This window comes from Actinomyces dentalis DSM 19115 (assembly GCF_000429225.1).
GTDB lineage: Bacteria > Actinomycetota > Actinomycetes > Actinomycetales > Actinomycetaceae > Actinomyces > Actinomyces dentalis.
The window spans coordinates 33,101-50,553 of the sequence record NZ_AUBL01000023.1; the positions used below are offsets into that span (position 1 = coordinate 33,101).

At 73.5% G+C, this 17,453-nt stretch carries 14 protein-coding genes; 10 read left to right on the forward strand and 4 right to left on the reverse strand.

The features are described 5' to 3' along the window. The first annotated feature begins 58 nt into the window (after positions 1-58). Positions 59-1,357 (forward strand): YibE/F family protein, encoded by a 1,299-nt coding sequence (locus tag G446_RS16335; RefSeq protein ID WP_084779039.1) that lies wholly within the window; start codon positions 59-61, stop codon positions 1,355-1,357. Between the two features lie 348 nt (positions 1,358-1,705). Here G446_RS16335 and dusB read toward each other — a convergent pair whose 3' ends face one another. After that, on the reverse strand, positions 1,706-2,959 hold the full coding sequence (gene dusB, locus G446_RS0106265; protein WP_026409512.1) for a tRNA dihydrouridine synthase DusB: 1,254 nt from the start codon (positions 2,957-2,959) through the stop codon (positions 1,706-1,708). Positions 2,960-3,251: 292 nt separating this feature from the next. Here dusB and G446_RS0106270 point away from each other — a divergent pair, with 292 nt between their 5' ends. Further along, positions 3,252-3,770 carry a SixA phosphatase family protein gene (locus G446_RS0106270; protein WP_026409513.1) on the forward strand — a complete coding sequence of 173 codons (519 nt, stop codon included), beginning with the start codon at positions 3,252-3,254 and terminating at the stop codon, positions 3,768-3,770. 114 nt (positions 3,771-3,884) lie between these two features. Here G446_RS0106270 and serB read toward each other — a convergent pair whose 3' ends face one another. Together serB and glgC are read right to left on the reverse strand one after the other, a co-directional pair. After that, the gene (gene serB, locus G446_RS0106275; protein WP_026409514.1) at positions 3,885-4,604 is read right to left on the reverse strand and encodes a phosphoserine phosphatase SerB; all 720 of its coding nucleotides are present in this window, start codon (positions 4,602-4,604) and stop codon (positions 3,885-3,887) included. A 131-nt stretch (positions 4,605-4,735) separates the two neighbouring features. After that, on the reverse strand, positions 4,736-5,980 hold the full coding sequence (glgC, locus tag G446_RS0106280; RefSeq protein WP_026409515.1) for a glucose-1-phosphate adenylyltransferase: 1,245 nt from the start codon (positions 5,978-5,980) through the stop codon (positions 4,736-4,738). Between the two features lie 354 nt (positions 5,981-6,334). Between glgC and glgA the strand changes: the two genes are divergently transcribed. After that, on the forward strand, positions 6,335-7,570 hold the full coding sequence (gene glgA / locus G446_RS0106285; RefSeq protein WP_026409516.1) for a glycogen synthase: 1,236 nt from the start codon (positions 6,335-6,337) through the stop codon (positions 7,568-7,570). Positions 7,571-7,736: 166 nt separating this feature from the next. Here glgA and G446_RS0106290 read toward each other — a convergent pair whose 3' ends face one another. Further along, positions 7,737-8,453, reverse strand: a complete 717-nt coding sequence (locus G446_RS0106290) for an Rv1486c family protein (protein WP_026409517.1) — start codon at positions 8,451-8,453, stop codon at positions 7,737-7,739. Between the two features lie 79 nt (positions 8,454-8,532). Here G446_RS0106290 and G446_RS0106295 point away from each other — a divergent pair, with 79 nt between their 5' ends. The 7 genes from G446_RS0106295 (at position 8,533) to ppk2 (ending at position 16,880) form a co-directional block, all read left to right on the forward strand. Further along, on the forward strand, positions 8,533-9,357 hold the full coding sequence (locus G446_RS0106295) for an ABC transporter ATP-binding protein (protein WP_026409518.1): 825 nt from the start codon (positions 8,533-8,535) through the stop codon (positions 9,355-9,357). A 51-nt stretch (positions 9,358-9,408) separates the two neighbouring features. Continuing rightward, positions 9,409-9,894: an NfeD family protein gene (locus G446_RS0106300; protein WP_026409519.1), complete on the forward strand. Its 486-nt coding sequence runs from the start codon at positions 9,409-9,411 to the stop codon at positions 9,892-9,894. Positions 9,895-9,931: 37 nt separating this feature from the next. Further along, positions 9,932-11,212, forward strand: a complete 1,281-nt coding sequence (locus G446_RS16340) for an SPFH domain-containing protein (RefSeq protein ID WP_084779041.1) — start codon at positions 9,932-9,934, stop codon at positions 11,210-11,212. A gap of 103 nt (positions 11,213-11,315) precedes the next feature. Then, positions 11,316-13,073 (forward strand): ABC transporter ATP-binding protein, encoded by a 1,758-nt coding sequence (locus G446_RS0106310; protein WP_026409520.1) that lies wholly within the window; start codon positions 11,316-11,318, stop codon positions 13,071-13,073. Then, positions 13,070-15,076 (forward strand): ABC transporter ATP-binding protein, encoded by a 2,007-nt coding sequence (locus G446_RS16345; RefSeq protein WP_051285713.1) that lies wholly within the window; start codon positions 13,070-13,072, stop codon positions 15,074-15,076. The genes G446_RS0106310 and G446_RS16345 overlap by 4 nt, the downstream gene beginning before the upstream one ends. Next, the gene (locus G446_RS0106320; RefSeq protein WP_026409521.1) at positions 15,073-15,936 is read left to right on the forward strand and encodes a TrmH family RNA methyltransferase; all 864 of its coding nucleotides are present in this window, start codon (positions 15,073-15,075) and stop codon (positions 15,934-15,936) included. Before G446_RS16345 ends, G446_RS0106320 begins: the two co-directional genes overlap by 4 nt. A 101-nt stretch (positions 15,937-16,037) precedes the next feature. Beyond that, complete coding sequence (gene ppk2 / locus G446_RS0106325) at positions 16,038-16,880, forward strand: polyphosphate kinase 2 (RefSeq protein WP_026409522.1); 843 nt, start codon at positions 16,038-16,040, stop codon at positions 16,878-16,880. The last annotated feature ends 573 nt before the right edge of the window (positions 16,881-17,453 follow it).

The following is a 17,453-nucleotide window of genomic DNA, read 5'->3' on the forward strand; positions in this document are numbered from 1 at the left end:
CCGGGCGCGGCGCCCCGCCCGCGTCGGGGGCCGGGGCGCCGTCGGGCATGATGGACCCGTGGCCAGCACCGATCCCCCCGCCCAGTCGCCCGAGTCCCGCCCCCGCGGGCACTCACACTCCCACTCCCACTCACACTCCGGTCCGCTGGAGCTGAGCGCCGCCGAGGCCCGCCGGGCGCGCCTGGTCCTGGCCGCCATCGTCGTGCCCCTGATCATCGCCACGCTCGCGGGGCTGGTGGTGCTGTGGCCGGGCGAGAGCTCGCTCGTGGGCTCCCGGCCCTTCGCCGCCGAGGGGGCGACCCTGGAGACCGCCGAGATCACCAGCCTGGACGTGGACGACTGCAAGCAGGCGGCGGCGAGCCTGGGCGCCCTGTCCGACGGCTCGCTCCTGACCGACGCCGTGTGCGCCCGCATCACCTCCGGCAAGGGCCGGGGCCTGACCCTGCCCGTGCACATCCCCGCCGAGTCGCGCCCCCCGGCCGACGTCGGCGACCGGTTGCGCGTCATGTACACCCCGCAGGCGCTGGCCGGGGGCACCCCCTACGTGTTCGTCGACTACGTCCGGCGGGCGCCGGTGGCGGCCCTGGCCGTCGTCTACCTGGTCCTCGTCGTGGCCGTGGCCGGCAGGAGGGGGGCGCTGAGCGTCCTCGGCCTGGTCCTGGCCACCGCCGTCCTGGTGTTCTTCATGATCCCGGCCCTGCTCGAGCTGGCGTCGCCGATGTGGGTCACCCTCGTGGGCTCCATGGCGATGATGCTGCTGGCCGTCTACGTCGCCCACGGGGTCAGCGTGCGCACGACGACGGCGCTGCTGGGCACGGTGGCGGGCGTGGTCATCACCGTGGCGGGGTCCCTGTGGGGCGTGGGGGCGGCGAACCTGACCGGGGCCGTGGGCGACGACGTGCTGGCCCTGTCCTCCCTCGTGCCGGGTCTGAGCCTGCGGGCGCTGCTGACCTGCGGCATGGTCATCGCGGGCCTGGGCGTGCTCAACGACGTGACCATCACCCAGGCCTCGGCCGTGTGGGAGCTGCACGCCGCCAACCCCGCGCTGGGATGGACGCGGCTGTTCACCGGGGGCATGAGGATCGGGCGCGACCACATCGCCTCGACCGTCTACACCCTCGCCTTCGCCTACGCGGGCACGGCCCTGCCGCTGATCCTGTCGGCCTCGCTCATCGACCGGGCGGTGGTGGACACGCTGCTCAGCGGCGAGATCGCCGAGGAGATCGTGCGCACCCTGGTCTCCTCGATCGGCCTGGTCCTGGCCATCCCCGCGACCACCGCGATCGCGGCCCTGCTGTGCCGCACCGCCCCCGTCGCCTCCACCGCCCCCGCCGACTCCCCGCGCGGCCGGTCGTAGCGCAGGGCGATCTCCTCTGCTGTCGGCGCGATCGGTCTGCCACGTCCCTCCACTCCTCTACTACGCCTCTTCGCCCTCTGCTGCGCCCCCTTTTCTCGTACAGTGGAGGGTGAAGAAGCGTAGTAGAGCGAAGGGGGCGTAGCAGACGCCGGCCGGGTCCGCGAGATCGCCGGTCGACTCACGAGATCGTCACTTGACCCGCGAGAACGTCTGCTAGAGGTACGTGCTCGCGGGTCAAGTGACGTGCTCGCGGGTTACCCGACGATCTCGGCGGTTACCCGGCGATCTCGAGGGCCCGCCCCGGGCTCGTCGGGCGGAGGCCGGATGCCGGCGGCGACGTCGTCGGCCTCAGCCCCCCGAGACGTCGGACTCGGCGGCCAGCAGCGCCGCCCTCTGCGCCTGCGTCAAATGGGGGGAGTCGAGCCAGCCCTCGGGCAGGTGCGGGCGCCTGGGGGCGCCGGCCCGCCCGCGCGGGCCCTCGACCGCCCCGCCGGGGTAGGGGACGGACTCGGGCAGGCGCTCGCGCATGGCGGCCAGCTCGGCGTCGAGCCCGGCCAGGGAGGACACCCGCGCCAGGGCGGCGCGGGCGGGCCCGCCCACCGGGTAGCCCTTGAGGTACCAGCCGATGTGCTTGCGCAGGTCGCGCACCCCGCGGTCCTGCCCCATCTCGGCGGCCAGCAGCCGCCCGTGCTCGCGGATGACCGCGATGACGGCGTCGAGGTCGGGGCGGGTGCGCGCGGGCGAGCCGTGCAGGGCCGCCACGATGTCGGCGAAGAGCCACGGGCGCCCCTGGCACCCCCGCCCCACGACGACGCCGTCGCAGCCGGTGGAGCGCATCATCTCCAGGGCGTCGTCGCCGCTCCAGACGTCCCCGTTGCCCAGCACCGGGATGCGGACGGCCTCCTTGAGGCGGGCGATGAGCTCCCAGCGGGCCGCCCCGGAGTAGTGCTGCCGGGCGGTGCGCGCGTGCAGGGCGACGGCGGCGATCCCGGCGTCGGCGGCGGCGCGGGCCGCATCGAGGTAGGTCTCGTGCTCGTCGTCGATGCCCACGCGCATCTTGACCGTCACCGGCACCCGGCGCTCCCTGCGGGCGGCGCGCCCCGCCGCCTCGGCCGACCGCACCGTCTCGCGCAGGATCGCCGCCAGCAGGTCCCGCTTCCAGGGCAGCGCCGCCCCGCCGCCCCTGCGGGTCACCTTGGGCGCCGGGCAGCCGAAGTTGAGGTCGATGTGGTCGGCCAGGTCCCGCTCGACCAGGATGCGCACCGCCCTGCCGGCGATGAGGGGGTCGACGCCGTAGAGCTGGACGGAGCGCACCCTCTCGCCCGGGTCGGGGCGCACCATGGCCAGGGTCCTGGCATTGCCCTCGACCAGGGCGCGGGTGGTGACCATCTCGGTCACGTACAGCCCCGCCGGAGCCGCCAGGGCGCCGTCCGGGGTCGTGATCGGCCCGTCGGCGGCCGGCGCGGGGCCGGGCAGCGCCGACTCGCCGTAGCGGCGGCACAACCGGCGGAACGAGGCGTTGGTGACCCCGGCCATGGGGGCGAGCTCCACGGGGGTGCCCACCTCGATCGGGCCGATGCGCAGCGGCGCCACCCCCGTCACGAGCCCGCCCGCGCCGGCGGAGCCTCCCGGACAGGGCCCGCCCGCGCCGGGAGCGCCGCCCCCGGGCGCGGCTGAGGACGCTGAGGACCTGGTCACCGGCACATGATGGCACACCGCCTCCGGTCCCGGCCGGGTGCGCACCGCGCCGGGCCGGAAGCGCCATCGGCCCGCGCCGGGCCGGGAGCGCTCCGCGGCAGGGACGGGGGAAGACGGCGGGCCTTCGGCCGGACCCGCCCGGCGGCCGCCCCGCCCCGCGGCGGGGGAGAGAAGGGCGGTGACGTAGGGTTGCCGCGTGACGACCCACGCCTCCGTCCTCCAACGGACCCTCGTCCTCGTGCGCCACTCCAAGGCGTCCCACGACGCCCCCACGGACATCGAGCGCCCGCTGACCCCCAAGGGCCGGGAGATGGCCGACGCCCTGGCCCGCAGGCTGAGCGGGCGCCTCGACGCCGTCGACCTGCTCCTGGTCTCGCCCGCCGCCCGCGCCCGCCAGACCGCCGACCCCATGCAGCAGCGCCTGAACCCGGGGGAGGTCCGCATCGAGCCCGAGATCTACCACAACGGCGCCCTGCGGATACTGCGGCTGCTGACCGGGCTGCCCGAGGCCGCCGGCACGGTGATCCTCGTCGGGCACGAGCCCACCATCTCCATCATGGCCCACGTCCTGCACGACGCCGACGACGACCTCGCCAGCCAGGTCTCCGTCGGCGTGCCCACGGCGACCGCCCTCGTCCTCGACGTGCCCGGGCCCTGGAACGGGCTCGGACCCGGCGCGGCGCACCTGGGCGACATGCTCAGCATTCCGCGCTGAACCCGCGCCGGGCCGGGCCGGTGCGCGGCGGGCGGCGATGGCGGTCAGGGCGAAACGGCCGGGCCGGCCCGGCAAGACCGGTGCGCACCGGCCCGCTCCGGGGGCGGCCGGACCTCAGCCGGGCCGATCCCCGGCGGGCGCATCCCCGAGCAGCTCGAGCACGGCCCGCAGGTCCCGCACGTGAATGGCCGCCGGCGCGGCCGCCACGACGGCGGGCTTGGCGCAGAAGGCCACGCCCAGGCCCGCCGCGGCGATCATCCCCAGGTCGTTGGCGCCGTCGCCCACCACCACGGTCCGCTCCAGCGGCACGCCGTCGGAGCGCGCCCACTGGCGCAGGCGGCGCACCTTCTCCTGGCCGTCCACGATCCGCCCCCGCACCCGGCCGGTGAGCACGCCCCCCTCCACCTCCAGGCGGTTGGCGGCCACGTGATCCAGGCCCAGGCGCCGCGCCAAGGGCACCACGACCTCCTCGAAGCCGCCGGAGACCACCCCCACGCGGCAGCCGCGGGCGTGCAGCGCCCCGATGAGCTCGACGGCGCCGGGGGTGGGGCGCACCTCGTCCAGCACCTGAGCGAAGACCGACTCCGGCACCCCCCGCAGGGTGGCGACCCGCTCGCGCAGCGAGTCGGCGAAGTCGAGCTCGCCGCGCATCGCCCGGGCGGTGACGGCGGCCACCCGCTCGCGCGTGCCGGCGCGCTCGGCGATGAGCTCGATGACCTCCTGCTCGATGAGCGTGGAGTCGGCGTCCATGACCAGCAGCCCGGGGCCCAGCCGCGCCAGGGCCCCGGCGGCCCTCCGGCCGCTCACGCGCGGCGGGGGAGTCGTTGCGCTCATAGCCCGATGCTAGCGGGCCGCACGCCGCGGCGCCCGGGGCGCGCGGCCGCGCGCGGCGCCGGCGGGGCCGCACGCGCCGGAGCGCCCCGGGGCGACGGGCCCCGGGGCGCTCGCGGAGGGGAGCGGGCCGGTCAGCGCGCGACCTTCTGCCCCTTGGCGACCACGGTGATGCCCGACTCGGTGACGGTGAAGCCGCGCTCGCGGTCGTGCTCGGGGTCGATGCCGACCATGGCGCCCTCCTCGACGACGACGTACTTGTCGAGGATGGCCCGGTTGACCACCGTGTTGCGACCCACGATCACTCCGTCCATGAGGACGGACTCGCGCACCGAGGACCAGGAGTTGACCCTCACCTCGGGGGAGAGCACCGAGGAGATGACCTCCCCGCCCGACACGATGACGCCGGGGGACACGATCGAGTCGACGGCGTGGCCCAGGCGCTCGTGGTGCCCGTAGACGAACTTGGCCGGGGGCATGGAGTTCATGTAGCCGGCGAACAGGGGCCAGTGCGCGTTGTAGAGGTTGAACACCGGGGAGACCGAGATCAGATCCTGGTGGGCCTCGTAGAAGGCGTCGACCGTGCCGACGTCGCGCCAGTAGTCGCGGTCGCGCTCGGTGGCGCCGGGCACGTCGTTGTCCTTGAAGTCGTAGACGCCGGCGGCGCCCTGGTTCACGAACCAGGGTACGATGTTGCCGCCCATGTCGTGCTTGGAGGACTCGTCGTCGGCGTCGACGGTGACCGCCTGGGTCAGGGCGTCGGCGTTCATGATGTAGTTGCCCATGGAGGCCAGGACCTCGTCGGGGGAGTCGGGCAGCCCGGGGGTGTCCTTGGGCTTCTCGACGAAGGCCTTGATGTGGCCGCGGTCGTCAGGGTCGGTCTCGATGACGCCGAACTGGTCCGCCAGCGACTTGGGCTGGCGGATGCCGGCCACGGTCAGCGGCAGGCCCGAGGCGATGTGGTGGTCGAGCATCTGGGAGAAGTCCATGCGGTAGATGTTGTCCGCGCCGGTGATGACCACGTAGTCGGGCCGCTCGTCGTCGAGCAGGTTGAGGGACTGGTAGATCGCGTCCGCGCTCCCCAGGAACCAGTGCTTGCCCACGCGCTGCTGGGCGGGCACGGGCGCGATGTAGTTGCCCAGCATGTCCGACATCCGCCACGTCTTGGAGATGTGGCGGTCCAGCGAGTGGGACTTGTACTGGGTGAGGACGACCACTTTGAGGAAGCCCGAGTTGATCATGTTGGACAGCGAGAAATCGATGAGCCGGTAGATGCCGCCGAAGGGCACCGCGGGCTTGGCCCGGTCGACGGTCAGGGGCATGAGGCGCTTGCCCTCACCGCCGGCGAGAATGATTGCGAGAACACGGGGAGAAGCCATGGGGCCACCATACGTGACCCGAGCCACCTCGGGGGGCGATTCGCGCGGGTGTTCGCGGCGTGTCCGCCCCGGCCCCGCCCCGAGCCCGGCCCCGTCCGCCCCCGCGGGGCCGGGGCGGAGCGACGAGGGCCCGGCAGGGCTGGTCGGGGGTCGCCGTCCGCCCCCCGCGGGTCCGGGCGCAGCGGCCGATCCGGCCCGATCCGGCCAGCGGAGGGCGAAAATCGCCCCGCCGCCGCCGCAAAACCGATACCGTCGGACGTGTGGCGGCTCACGCCCCGAGCCGCCCATCGGACCAGCCGCCCGATACCAACAGCATTCAACGCGCGCAGGGGCGCGAGCGAGGAGACGCAACCCATGAGAGTCGACCTGCTGACCAAGGAGTACCCGCCCTTCATCTACGGCGGGGCCGGAGTCCACGTCAACGAACTGGCCAAGGTGCTTCGGCCCCTGGCCGACGTGCGCGTGCACGCCTTCGGCGGACCGCGCGAACCCGGCACCGAGGGCGCCGACCCGGGCGTGACCGGCTACCCGGAGGTCGCCGAGCTCGAGGGCGCCAACGCCGCCCTGAAGACCTTCGGGGTGGACCTGGAGATGGTCCCCGGCGTCGAGGGCGCCGACATCGTCCACTCCCACACCTGGTACGCCAACCTGGCCGGGCACCTGTCCGGCATGCTCTACGGCATCCCCCACATCCTGTCCGCCCACTCCCTGGAGCCCATGCGCCCGTGGAAGGCCGAGCAGCTCGGCGGCGGCTACGCCCTGTCCTCCTGGGCGGAGCGCCAGGCCTACGAGGGCGCCACCGCCGTCATCGCCGTCTCCCACGGCATGCGCAAGGACATCCTGCGCGCCTACCCCCAGGTCGACCCCGAACGGGTCAAGGTCGTCCACAACGGCATCGACCTGGACGCCTGGGCCCGCCCGACCGACGCCGACTGGGAGGCCGACAGCGCCGAGGTCCTGAAGCGCTACGGCATCGACACCTCCCGGCCCACGGTGGTCTTCGTCGGGCGCATCACCCGCCAGAAGGGCCTGCCCCACCTGCTGCGGGCCGTCGAGCACCTGCCCGCCGAGGTCCAGGTCATCCTGTGCGCCGGCGCCCCCGACACCGCCGAGATCAAGGCCGAGGTCGACGGCCTCGTGTCCGGCCTCCAGGCCAAGCGCACCGGCGTCATCCTCATCGAGGAGATGCTCCCGCGCCGCGAGCTCCAGGCCGTCCTGGGAGCCTCCGACGTCTTCGTGTGCCCGTCGGTCTACGAGCCCCTGGGCATCGTCAACCTGGAGGCCATGGCCATGAGCCTGCCGGTGGTCGGCTCGGCCACCGGCGGCATCCCCGACGTCATCGTCGACGGCGAGACCGGCCTGCTGGTGCCCATCGAGCAGCTGCAGGACGGCACCGGCACGCCGATCGACCCCGACCGCTTCGTCGCCGACCTCGCCGAGCGCCTGACCCGCCTGGTCATGGACGCCGACACGGCCAAGAAGATGGGCATCGCCGCCCGCAAGCGGGTGGAGGACCACTTCGCCTGGACCGCCATCGCCGAGCGGACCATGAAGGTCTACGAGTGGGCCCTGGCCAACCCGCGGGACTGACGCGCTCGCACCGCCCGCAGCGCCGACGGCGCCGCCACCCTCCCGGTGACGGCGCCGTCGCGCCGCTCGGCGCGGTGCGGGCCGCGCACTCCGATCCGACCGCGCCGGGCCCTCCGGCCGGCCGCGCCGCCGGGACCGCCGCACTGGCCGGGACCGACCCGGCCCCTCAGCGGGCCCAGGTCTGCGTGGCGGCGCACACCCCGCGCCTCGCCGCGCCCGCCAGGGGCTCCAGGGCCCGACGGCGCTGGGCCGCCTGACCGGCCGTGACCGCGGCGCCGTCGTCGGCCAGCGCCAGCTCGCAGATCGCCCCCAGCCGCAGCGAGCGCTCCAGCAGATCGCGCCGCCGCGGCGGCATCGACGGCGGCACGAGCCGCGGGTCGAGCACCGCCGCGACCAGGTCGGTGAGGGCATCGGCCAGTTCGGGGCGCTCGCGGGCCAGGTCCAGCTCGGTCAGCGCCCCGATGGCGCGCTCGGTCGCGGCGTGGACGTCACGGCGCGCCTGGACGGGGTCGAAGGGCTCCGGCGCGACGGCGAGCTCCTCGACGCGCCAGCGCACCCCCGCCCCCGCCGGCTCGGGGGCCAGCAGGAGGCGCCGCCCCGCCATGGCCGCCGTCGCGCCGCACTCGACGAGGACCCCCTGGCCCGCCTCGCGCACCCCGGCCGCGGCGGGCAGGGCCAGCTCCGGGCCGGGCAGGACCGCGGCGCAGCGGGCCAGGGGCCGGGCCGCGGACAGCCACGCCCCCAGGTCCGGCGGGCCGGCCCCGGCGTCGTCGAGCACCTCGTGGACGGCGTCGGGCCCCTGGACGACGGCCAGGCCGTGGGAGGAGGGCAGGGGCGCCCACAGGGCCAGGAGGATGCTCACGGCGGGGCGCGAAGGGTCCACGCCGGAACCCTAACCCGGCGGGCCCCGCCCCCCGCGCGCGGGTGCGATTCGGGTCACGTCGGCGCGCTATGGTAGCGCCATGACCAGCGTGCTCCGCCTCGATGACGTCTCGCTCCACCGCGGGACCACCCGGATCCTGACCCATGTCACCTGGAGCGTCGACGAGGGGCAGTACTGGGTCCTGCTGGGGCCCAACGGCGCGGGCAAGACCACCATCGCGCGCATCGCCGCCGCCCGCCTGTTCCCCTCCGCGGGCACCGTCGAGGTCCTGGGCGAGCGCCTGGGGCGCGTCGACATCTCCGAGCTGCACCCGCGCATCGGCCTGTGCTCCTCGGCGCTGGCGCGCACCGTCATGGGCGGGGAGAGCGTGCTGTCCGTGGTCCTGTCCGCCTCCTACGGCAAGGTCGGGGTGTGGCGCGAGGAGTACGAGGACCTCGACGTCGAGCGCGCCCGCGCGCTGCTGGACGCCCTGGGCGCCGCGCCCCTGGCCCGGCGGCCCTGGGGGTCGCTGTCGTCGGGCGAGCGCAAGCGCGTGGAGATCGCCCGCGCCCTCATGCCCGACCCCGAGCTGCTCGTCCTCGACGAGCCCGCCGCGGGCCTGGACGTGGCCGGCCGCGAGCTGCTCCTGGCGGCCCTGAGCGAGATCATCGCCGCCCCCGGCGCGCCCTCGATGCTGCTGGTCACCCACCACCTGGAGGAGATCCCGGTGGGGTTCACCCACGCCCTGGCGCTGCGCGAGGGGATGGTGAGGGGGACCGGTCCCCTGGGCGGGGTCCTCACCGACGAGGTCATGTCCGATACCTTCGGCCTGCCCCTGGAGGTCGGCGCGGACAGGGGCCGCTACACCGCCCGGGGCCGGGGCCCGGTCTTCAAGGGCGCGCACGTGGCGCGCGGCAGGCGGTAGGCTCGTACCCGTCCGGACGCCGTCCGGGCCCGCGAGCGGAAGGAGGCTCTCATGGCATGGCTGTGGTGGATCGGGGCGGCTCTCGTCCTGGGCGTGATCGAGACCCTCACCGTGGACCTGACCTTCCTCATGTTCGCCGGGGGGGCCGTGGGCGGCGCGATCGCCGCCGCCCTGGGCGCGTCCTTCCTGGCGCAGGCCATCGTCTTCGCCGTGGTGTCCACGCTGCTGCTGGCGGCGGTGCGCCCCTGGGCGAAGTGGCAGCTGCTGTCGACGACGCCCGATATGCGCACCAACGCCTCGGCCCTCATCGGCCGCGAGGCCACCGCCCTGACGGTGATCGACGGGCGGGGCGGGCGCGTGCGCCTGGGCGGGGAGGAGTGGAGCGCCCGGCTCGTCGACGAGGCGCGCCCCGCCGCCCCGCCCGCCCACAGGGGCTATGCCGCGTCCGCACTGCCCGGCCCCACGCGCATCGAGCCGGGGGCGGATGTGCGGGTGACCGCCATCGACGGCGCCATCGCCGTCGTCGCCCCCCTGTGAACCGCAAGCACACTCAAATTCAAGGAGAGGCAGCCCCATGCCCAATGTCGAGACGATACTCCTCGTCGTCATCGGTCTCGTCGTCCTGTTCGTCGTCGTGGCGATGCTCCGGGCCGTGCGGATCGTGCCGCAGTCCTACGCGATCATCGTCGAGCGGCTGGGCAAGTTCCAGGCCGAGTACTTCGCCGGCCTGCACCTGCTGATGCCCTTCATCGACCGCGTGCGCACCACGGTCGACCTGCGCGAGCAGGTCGTCTCCTTCCCCCCGCAGCCCGTCATCACCTCCGACAACGTCCAGGTGAACATCGACTCGGTCATCTACTACCAGGTCACCGACCCCAAGCGGGCGACCTACGAGATCTCCAACTACCTCCAGGCCATCGAGCAGCTGACCGTCACCACGCTGCGCAATGTCATCGGCGCCATGGAGCTGGAGCAGACCCTGACCAGCCGCGACCAGATCAACGCCCAGCTGCGCGGCGTCCTGGACCAGGCCACCGGCCGCTGGGGCATCCGCGTGGCCAATGTGGAGCTGAAGTCCATCGACCCGCCCGCCTCCATCCAGGGCGCCATGGAGCAGCAGATGCGCGCCGAGCGCGACCGCCGCGCCGCCATCCTCACCGCCGAGGGCGTCAAGCAGTCCCAGATCCTCACCGCCGAGGGCGACAAGCAGTCGGCGATCCTGCGGGCCGAGGGCCAGGCCCAGTCCGCCATCCTCAAGGCCCAGGGCGAGTCGCGCGCGATCCTCCAGGTCTTCGACGCCATTCACCGCGGCAACGCCGACCCCAAGCTGCTGGCCTACCAGTACCTGCAGACCCTGCCCAAGATCGCCAACGGCACCAGCTCGAAGATGTGGATCGTGCCCACCGAGTTCACCGCGGCCCTGGACGGGATCGCCGGCGCGCTGGGCGGCAAGCCCCCGTCGCCCGGCTCGAACCCCTTCGGCTCCGGCTCGGACGACGTCCGGGTCGACCTGTCGGGCATGAAGTCCGGCCTCGACATCGCCTCCGACCTGGCGGCCACCAACCTCCAGAACCCCGAGGAGGCCCTGGCCCAGGCCCGCGGCGAGGTCGAGTCCGCCTCCCAGGAGGCCTCCGACGACCGGCCCTCCTCCGACCACCGGGCCGCCTCCGACCGCCGCGCGGATCACCGGGCCGCCCCCGACCGCCGCGCGGACCACCGCGCCCCGGCCGCCTCCCCGGCCGACTCGTCGACCGATACGACGTCGCTGCCCACCACGAGCACCTACGGCCGCTACGGCTACCGGTCGGACGAGGGCGGCATCCCGCCCTCGGTGCCGCCCTTCCGCCGCGGCTGAGCGAGCGGCCCCGGACGCCTCCCGGAAGTGAGACGCGTCCCGAAGTTCGCGCACGGCGGGCGGGCCGTGACAAGGCCGCCCCGGCGGTCATAGTCTCCCCGCTGTGCTGTTCACGACCCTGCGTCACTACCTGGGCCCCTACCGGGGCTCGCTGCTGGCGGTCCTCGTGCTCAAGATCGTGGAGACCATCGCGGTCCTGTCGCTGCCCACCCTCAACGCGGACATCATCAACGACGGCGTCGTCGCCGGCGACACCGGCAGGATCTGGAGCCTGGGCGGCCTCATGCTCGCCATCACCGCCGTGCAGGGCGCGGTCGCGATCATCGGGACCCGCCTGAGCGCCAGGGCCGCGATGGGCCTGGGCCGGCGCATGCGCCGGGACATCTTCACCCACGTCCAGCGCTTCAACCCCGAGGAGGTCTCCCGGTTCGGGGCCCCCTCCCTCGTCATCCGCTCGACCAACGACATCCAGCAGATCCAGATGGTCGTCTTCATGGTCTGCGCCATGATGCTCATGGCCCCCATCATGCTCATGGGCGGGACCTTCATGGCGCTGCGCGTGGACGTGCCCCTGTCCGGCCTCATCCTGGTCCTCATCCCGCTCCTGCTCATCGTCGTCGGCGTCCTCCTGGGCCGCCTCCTGCCCCACTTCAGGGTCATGCAGGAGCGGGTCGACCGCGTCGGCCTCGTCATGCGCGAGCAGATCCAGGGCGTGCGCGTCATCCGCGCCTTCGTGCGCCAGGGGCAGCGCCGGGGCGTGTTCGAGGCGGCCAACGACGAGCTGACGGCCACGTCGCTGTCGATCGGCCGCCTCTTCGCCGTGCTCATGCCCTCGGTGACCGTCATCATGAACCTGGCCGGCATCGGCGTGTACTGGTTCGGCGGGCGGCGCATCGACGGCGGGGACATGGCCATCGGCGACCTGACGGCCTTCCTCAACTACATGATGCACATCCTCTTCTCCGTCATGATCGCCGTCATGCTCGTGACCATCCTGCCGCGCGCCCAGGTCGCCGCCGCGCGCTTCCAGGAGGTCATGGCGGTGGACCCCGCCATCAAGGCGCCCGCCCGCCCGCTGGGCCTGCCCGAGCCCTCGGGGGCGGCCGGGGGAGGGCGCGGGCGCGAGATCCGCTTCGAGCACGTCACCTTCCGCTACCCGGGGGCCGAGGCCCCGGTGCTGGAGGACATCGACCTCGTCCTGCGCCCCGGCCGGACCACCGCCTTCATCGGCTCGACGGGCTCGGGCAAGACCACCCTGGTCAACCTCATCCCGCGTCTGCTCGACGTCACCGAGGGGAGGGTGAGCGTGGACGGCGTGGACGTGCGCGACGTCGACCCCCGCGAGCTGCGGGAGAACGTGGCCTGCGTCCCCCAGAGGGCCTTCCTGTTCTCCGGCACCATCCGCACCACGCTCCAGCACGGCAGGCCCGGCGCCCGCGACGACGAGCTGTGGGAGGCGCTGCGGGCCGCCCAGGCCGCCGACTTCGTCCAGGACCTCGACGACGGCCTGGACCACGAGGTCGACCAGGGCGGCGTGAACTTCTCCGGCGGCCAGCGCCAGCGCCTGGCCATCGCCCGCGCGCTCGTGCGCGAGGCGGGCGTGTACATCTTCGACGACTCCTTCTCCGCGCTGGACTACGCCACCGACGCGCGCCTGCGCGCCGGGCTCGCGCGGGCCGCCGGCGGCGCCACGCTCGTCGTGGTCGCCCAGCGCGTCGCCTCCATCCGCAGCGCCGAGCAGATCGTCGTCCTCGACGAGGGGCGCGTCGTCGGCATCGGGACGCACGGCGAGCTCATGGAGAACTGCCCGACCTACGCCGAGATCGTCCTGTCCCAGATCAGCGCGCAGGAGGCGGCATGAGCTCAGGACCCGGGCCGCGCGGCGGCGCGCCCACCGAGAGGGCCAGGAACTTCACCGGCACCTGGCGGCGACTGATCTCCGAGCTGCGCCCGGAGATGCGGCGCATCGCCCTGGTCGTCGCGCTGACGGTCATCGCCGTCGTCCTGAGCGTCGCCGCCCCCAAGATCCTGGCCCGCGCCACCAACATCCTGTTCGAGGGCGTCATGGGCTCCATGCTGGCCCGGGCCGGCGTCCCGGAGGGGACCACCGGCGACCGGCTCGCCCGGATGCTGCGCGCCGGCGGCCGGGACGACTACGCGGACATGGTCTCCGCCTACGACGTCGTCGTGGGCCGGGGGCTGGACGGCCGCGCCCTCATGGTCGTCCTCCTCCAGACCCTGGGCGTGTACCTCCTGTCCGCCGTCCTGCTGTGGATCCAGGGGCGCGTCCTGGCCAGCGTCGTCCAGCGCACCGGGCGGCGGCTGCGGGCCGAGGTCGAGGCCAAGCTCGACCGCGTCCCGCTGTCCTACATCGACCGCGGCTCGCGCGGCGACATGCTCTCGCGCGTGACCAACGACGTCGACAACGTCACCCAGACCCTCCAGCAGACCCTGTCGCAGGCGCTCAACTCCCTCATGACGGTCCTGGGCGTGTTCGTCATGATGCTCACCATCTCCCTCCAGCTGTCCCTCATCTCGCTGGTGGCCATCCCGGTGGCCGCCGTCGTCACCGTCCTCATCGCCCGCCGGGCCCAGCCCCACTTCGCCGAGCAGTGGGACGCCACCGGCGAGGTGTCGGGCATCGTCGAGGAGGCCTTCACCGGCCACGAGGCGGTGGTCCTGTTCAACTCCGAGGAGGAGTTCAACCGCCTCTTCGACAAGGAGAACGCCCGCCTGTACGACGGCTCCCACAGGGCCCAGTGGATCTCGGGCGCCATCCAGCCCGCCATGCGCGTGGTCTCCAACCTCAACTTCGTCATGATCGCCGTGCTCGGCGGCGTCAGGGTCGCCGGCGGCACCATGACCCTGGGCGACGTCCAGGCCTTCCTCCAGTACTCCCAGCAGTTCACCCAGCCCATCACCCAGCTCGCCTCCATGGCGAACCTGCTCCAGTCGGGGGCGGCCAGCGCCGAGCGCGTCTTCGAGATCATGGACGCCCCCGAGGAGACCGAGCCCGCCCGGCCCGAGCACCTGCCCGAGCGGGCGGCCGGCCGCGTGGTCTTCGACCACGTCCGCTTCTCCTACAGCCCGGACACCACCCTCATCACCGACCTCAACCTGGTCGTCGAACCCGGCCAGACGGTGGCGATCGTCGGCCCGACGGGCGCGGGCAAGACCACCCTGGTCAACCTGCTCCTGCGCTTCTACGACCCCCAGGCCGGCACCATCAGCCTCGACGGCGTCGACACCACCCGGCTGACCCGCGACGAGCTGCGCGAGCAGATCGGCATGGTGCTCCAGGACACCTGGCTCTTCGAGGGGACGATCCGCGAGAACATCGCCTTCGGGGCGGCGCGGGCCACCGACGAGCAGGTCCTGGCCGCCGCCCGGGCCGCCAGCGTCGACCACATCGTCTCCGCCCTGCCCAAGGGCTACGACACGGTCATCGACGACTCCGGCGCGGGCGTGTCCGCCGGCGAGAAGCAGCTGATCACCATCGCCCGCGCCTTCCTCGCCGACCGCCAGATCCTCGTCCTGGACGAGGCCACCAGCTCGGTGGACACCCGCACCGAGCTGCTGGTCCAGCAGGCCATGGTCGGACTGCGCGCGGGCCGCACGTCCTTCGTCATCGCCCACCGCCTGTCCACCATCCGCGACGCGGACGTCATCCTGGTCATGGAGCACGGCGACATCGTCGAGCAGGGCGGCCACGACGAGCTCATCGCCCGCCGGGGCGCCTACTACGAGCTCTACCGGAGCCAGTTCGCCGGCCCCGTGTCCGAGGAGCCCGCCGTCGAGCGCGACCCGCTGCTCGGCGAGCTCGGGCTCAAGTCCCGCCATCCGCGCAACCGGCGCCCGTCGTGATCATCGAGCTCGACGACGCGGCCGACGAGCGCCTGGCCGACTACACCCGCCTGACCGACGTCGCCCTGCGGCGGCGCCTGGAGACCGAGCGCGGCCTGTACATGGCCGAGTCGACCAAGGTCATCGCCCGGGCCGTCGAGGCGGGCCACGCCCCCCGGTCCTTCCTCATGGCGCGGCGCTGGTACGCGTCCATGCGCCCGGTCATCGCCGCCGCCGCCGGCTGCGGGGGCAGGGACGACGGCGGGGACGTGCCCGTCTTCCTGGCCGAGGAGGACCTCCTGCGCGCCATCACCGGGTTCCACCTGCACCGCGGGGCCCTGGCCGCCATGCACCGGCCCCGGCTCGCGGCCGTGGCCGAGCTGCTGGCCTCGGCGCGCGGGGGAGCGGGCGCCAGGCGCATCGCCGTGCTGGAGGACCTGGTGGACCACACGAACGTCGGCGCCGCCTTCCGGTCCGCCGCGGCCCTGGGGGTGGACGCCGTCCTGGTTGCGCCCCGGTGCGCCGACCCGCTCTACCGCCGCAGCGTGCGCGTGTCCATGGGCACCGTCTTCCAGGTCCCCTGGACGCGGATCAACGCCTGGCCGGACCCGGGCGAGCTCCGCCGCGCGGGCTTCACCGTGGCGGCCCTGGCCCTGAGCGAGGACGCGGTGGACCTGGACGACTTCGCCGCCTCGCCGGCCTGCACGGCCCCGGACTCGCGGGTCGCCGTCGTGCTGGGCACCGAGGGGGACGGGCTCGCCGCGCGCACCATCGCCGCCGCCGACGCCGTCGTGCGCATCCCCATGGCCGGGGGAGTGGACTCCCTCAACGTCGCCGCCGCGGCCGCCGTCGCCTTCTGGGCGCTGCGGGCGCGCGAGTGAGCGAGTGAGCGGGCGCGGCCCCGGCCGGGCGGATGGCGCGAAGGTCGCGCACGCGGGCGGGATCTGTGTAAAACTCAGGTATGGCAAAGAAGCATTCCAAGATGGATCGTTCCCTGTACGAGGCGGAGCTACTGCGGCTGCAGGCCGAGTTGGTCGAGATGCAGGAGTGGGTCAAGTCGACCGGCGCCCGGGTCGTGGTGATCTTCGAGGGCCGCGACGCCGCCGGCAAGGGCGGGGCGATCAAGCGGATCACCGAGTACCTCAACCCGCGCATCGCCCGGGTGGTCGCGCTGCCCGCGCCCACCGAGCGCGAGAGCACCCAGTGGTACTTCCAGCGCTACATCGAGCACCTGCCCGCGGCCGGGGAGATCCGCCTGTTCGACCGCTCCTGGTACAACCGGGGCGGCGTCGAGCACGTCATGGGCTACTGCACCCCCGAGGAGCACCGGCGGTTCCTCCAGCAGTGCCCGGTCTTCGAGCGGATGCTCGTCGACGACGGCATCCTGCTGCGCAAGTACTGGTTCTCCGTGTCCGAGAAGGAGCAGTACAAGCGGTTCAAGTCGAGGCAGACCGACCCCATGCGGCGCTGGAAGCTCTCGCCCACGGACCTGGAGTCCATCCCCCGGTGGGAGGACTACTCGCGCGCCAAGGACGAGATGTTCGTGCACACCGACATCGACTCGGCGCGCTGGCACGTCGTGGAGTCGGAGGACAAGCGCAAGGCGCGCATCAATATGATCCACCACCTGCTGAAGTCCATCCCCTACCACCACGTCGAGCGGCCCCCCATGAAGTTCCCCAAGAAGCCCTCGTCCACGGGCTACCGGCGCACCGACCGCACCCTCCAGTCCGAGGTCCCCGACTACGCGGCCACGCTGAGCGCCGGCAAGGCGCCCGACCGCTACGTGGACGTCGAGGACGAGGGCGTCGAGGACAGCGACTGAGACTGCTCCCGGCTCCCGGCTCCCGGCTCCCGGCCACCGGCTCCCGGCCACCGGCTCCCGGCTTCCGGTCGGCCCGGTCGTGGTGTCTCTGCGGCTGGCCGCGCTGGTTCTGCGCCCAGTCGGTCAGCCGCTCCCGGCCAGCCGCGGCGCCCCACGGGAGCGGAGCGCGGTGGGCCTCGTGAGGCGCATGAGGCGGGCCGGAATGGTTCCGTTGCCCCACCCTCGCCGGTCGTTCCGCATGGTGGGACGGCGTCTCGAATATCGTGACGCGGCCGGTCCGCGAGCACGTCACTTAACCCGCGAGATCGTACCTTAACCCACGAGCACGTCACTTAACCCGCGAGCACGTCACTCTAGCAGACGTGCTCGCGGGTTAAGTGACGTGCTCGGCGATTACCCGGCGATGTCGCGGACCGCGGCGCCCGACGCCGTCACGCCCCAGGCGCCGAGACGTGCATTTTGCATTCGAGAGTGCAGTTCCAACCGTCGTTCTCGAGTGCAAAATGCACATCTCGGCGAGGAGGGCGAGAAGGGGGGCTGGCCCCGCCCCGAGAACCTGTCGGCGAGAACGAC

Excerpts from the sequence above, each read along its gene's own strand:
- serB (WP_026409514.1), bottom strand. The coding sequence starts at position 4,604 with ATGAGCGCAACGACTCCCCCGCCGCGCGTGAGCGGCCGGAGGGCCGCC.
- G446_RS16345 (WP_051285713.1), top strand. The coding sequence starts at position 13,070 with ATGAGCTCAGGACCCGGGCCGCGCGGCGGCGCGCCCACCGAGAGGGCC.
- glgC (WP_026409515.1), bottom strand. The coding sequence starts at position 5,980 with ATGGCTTCTCCCCGTGTTCTCGCAATCATTCTCGCCGGCGGTGAGGGC.
- glgA (WP_026409516.1), top strand. The coding sequence starts at position 6,335 with ATGAGAGTCGACCTGCTGACCAAGGAGTACCCGCCCTTCATCTACGGC.
- G446_RS16340 (WP_084779041.1), top strand. The coding sequence starts at position 9,932 with ATGCCCAATGTCGAGACGATACTCCTCGTCGTCATCGGTCTCGTCGTC.
- ppk2 (WP_026409522.1), top strand. The coding sequence starts at position 16,038 with ATGGATCGTTCCCTGTACGAGGCGGAGCTACTGCGGCTGCAGGCCGAG.
- G446_RS0106295 (WP_026409518.1), top strand. The coding sequence starts at position 8,533 with ATGACCAGCGTGCTCCGCCTCGATGACGTCTCGCTCCACCGCGGGACC.
- G446_RS0106300 (WP_026409519.1), top strand. The coding sequence starts at position 9,409 with ATGGCATGGCTGTGGTGGATCGGGGCGGCTCTCGTCCTGGGCGTGATC.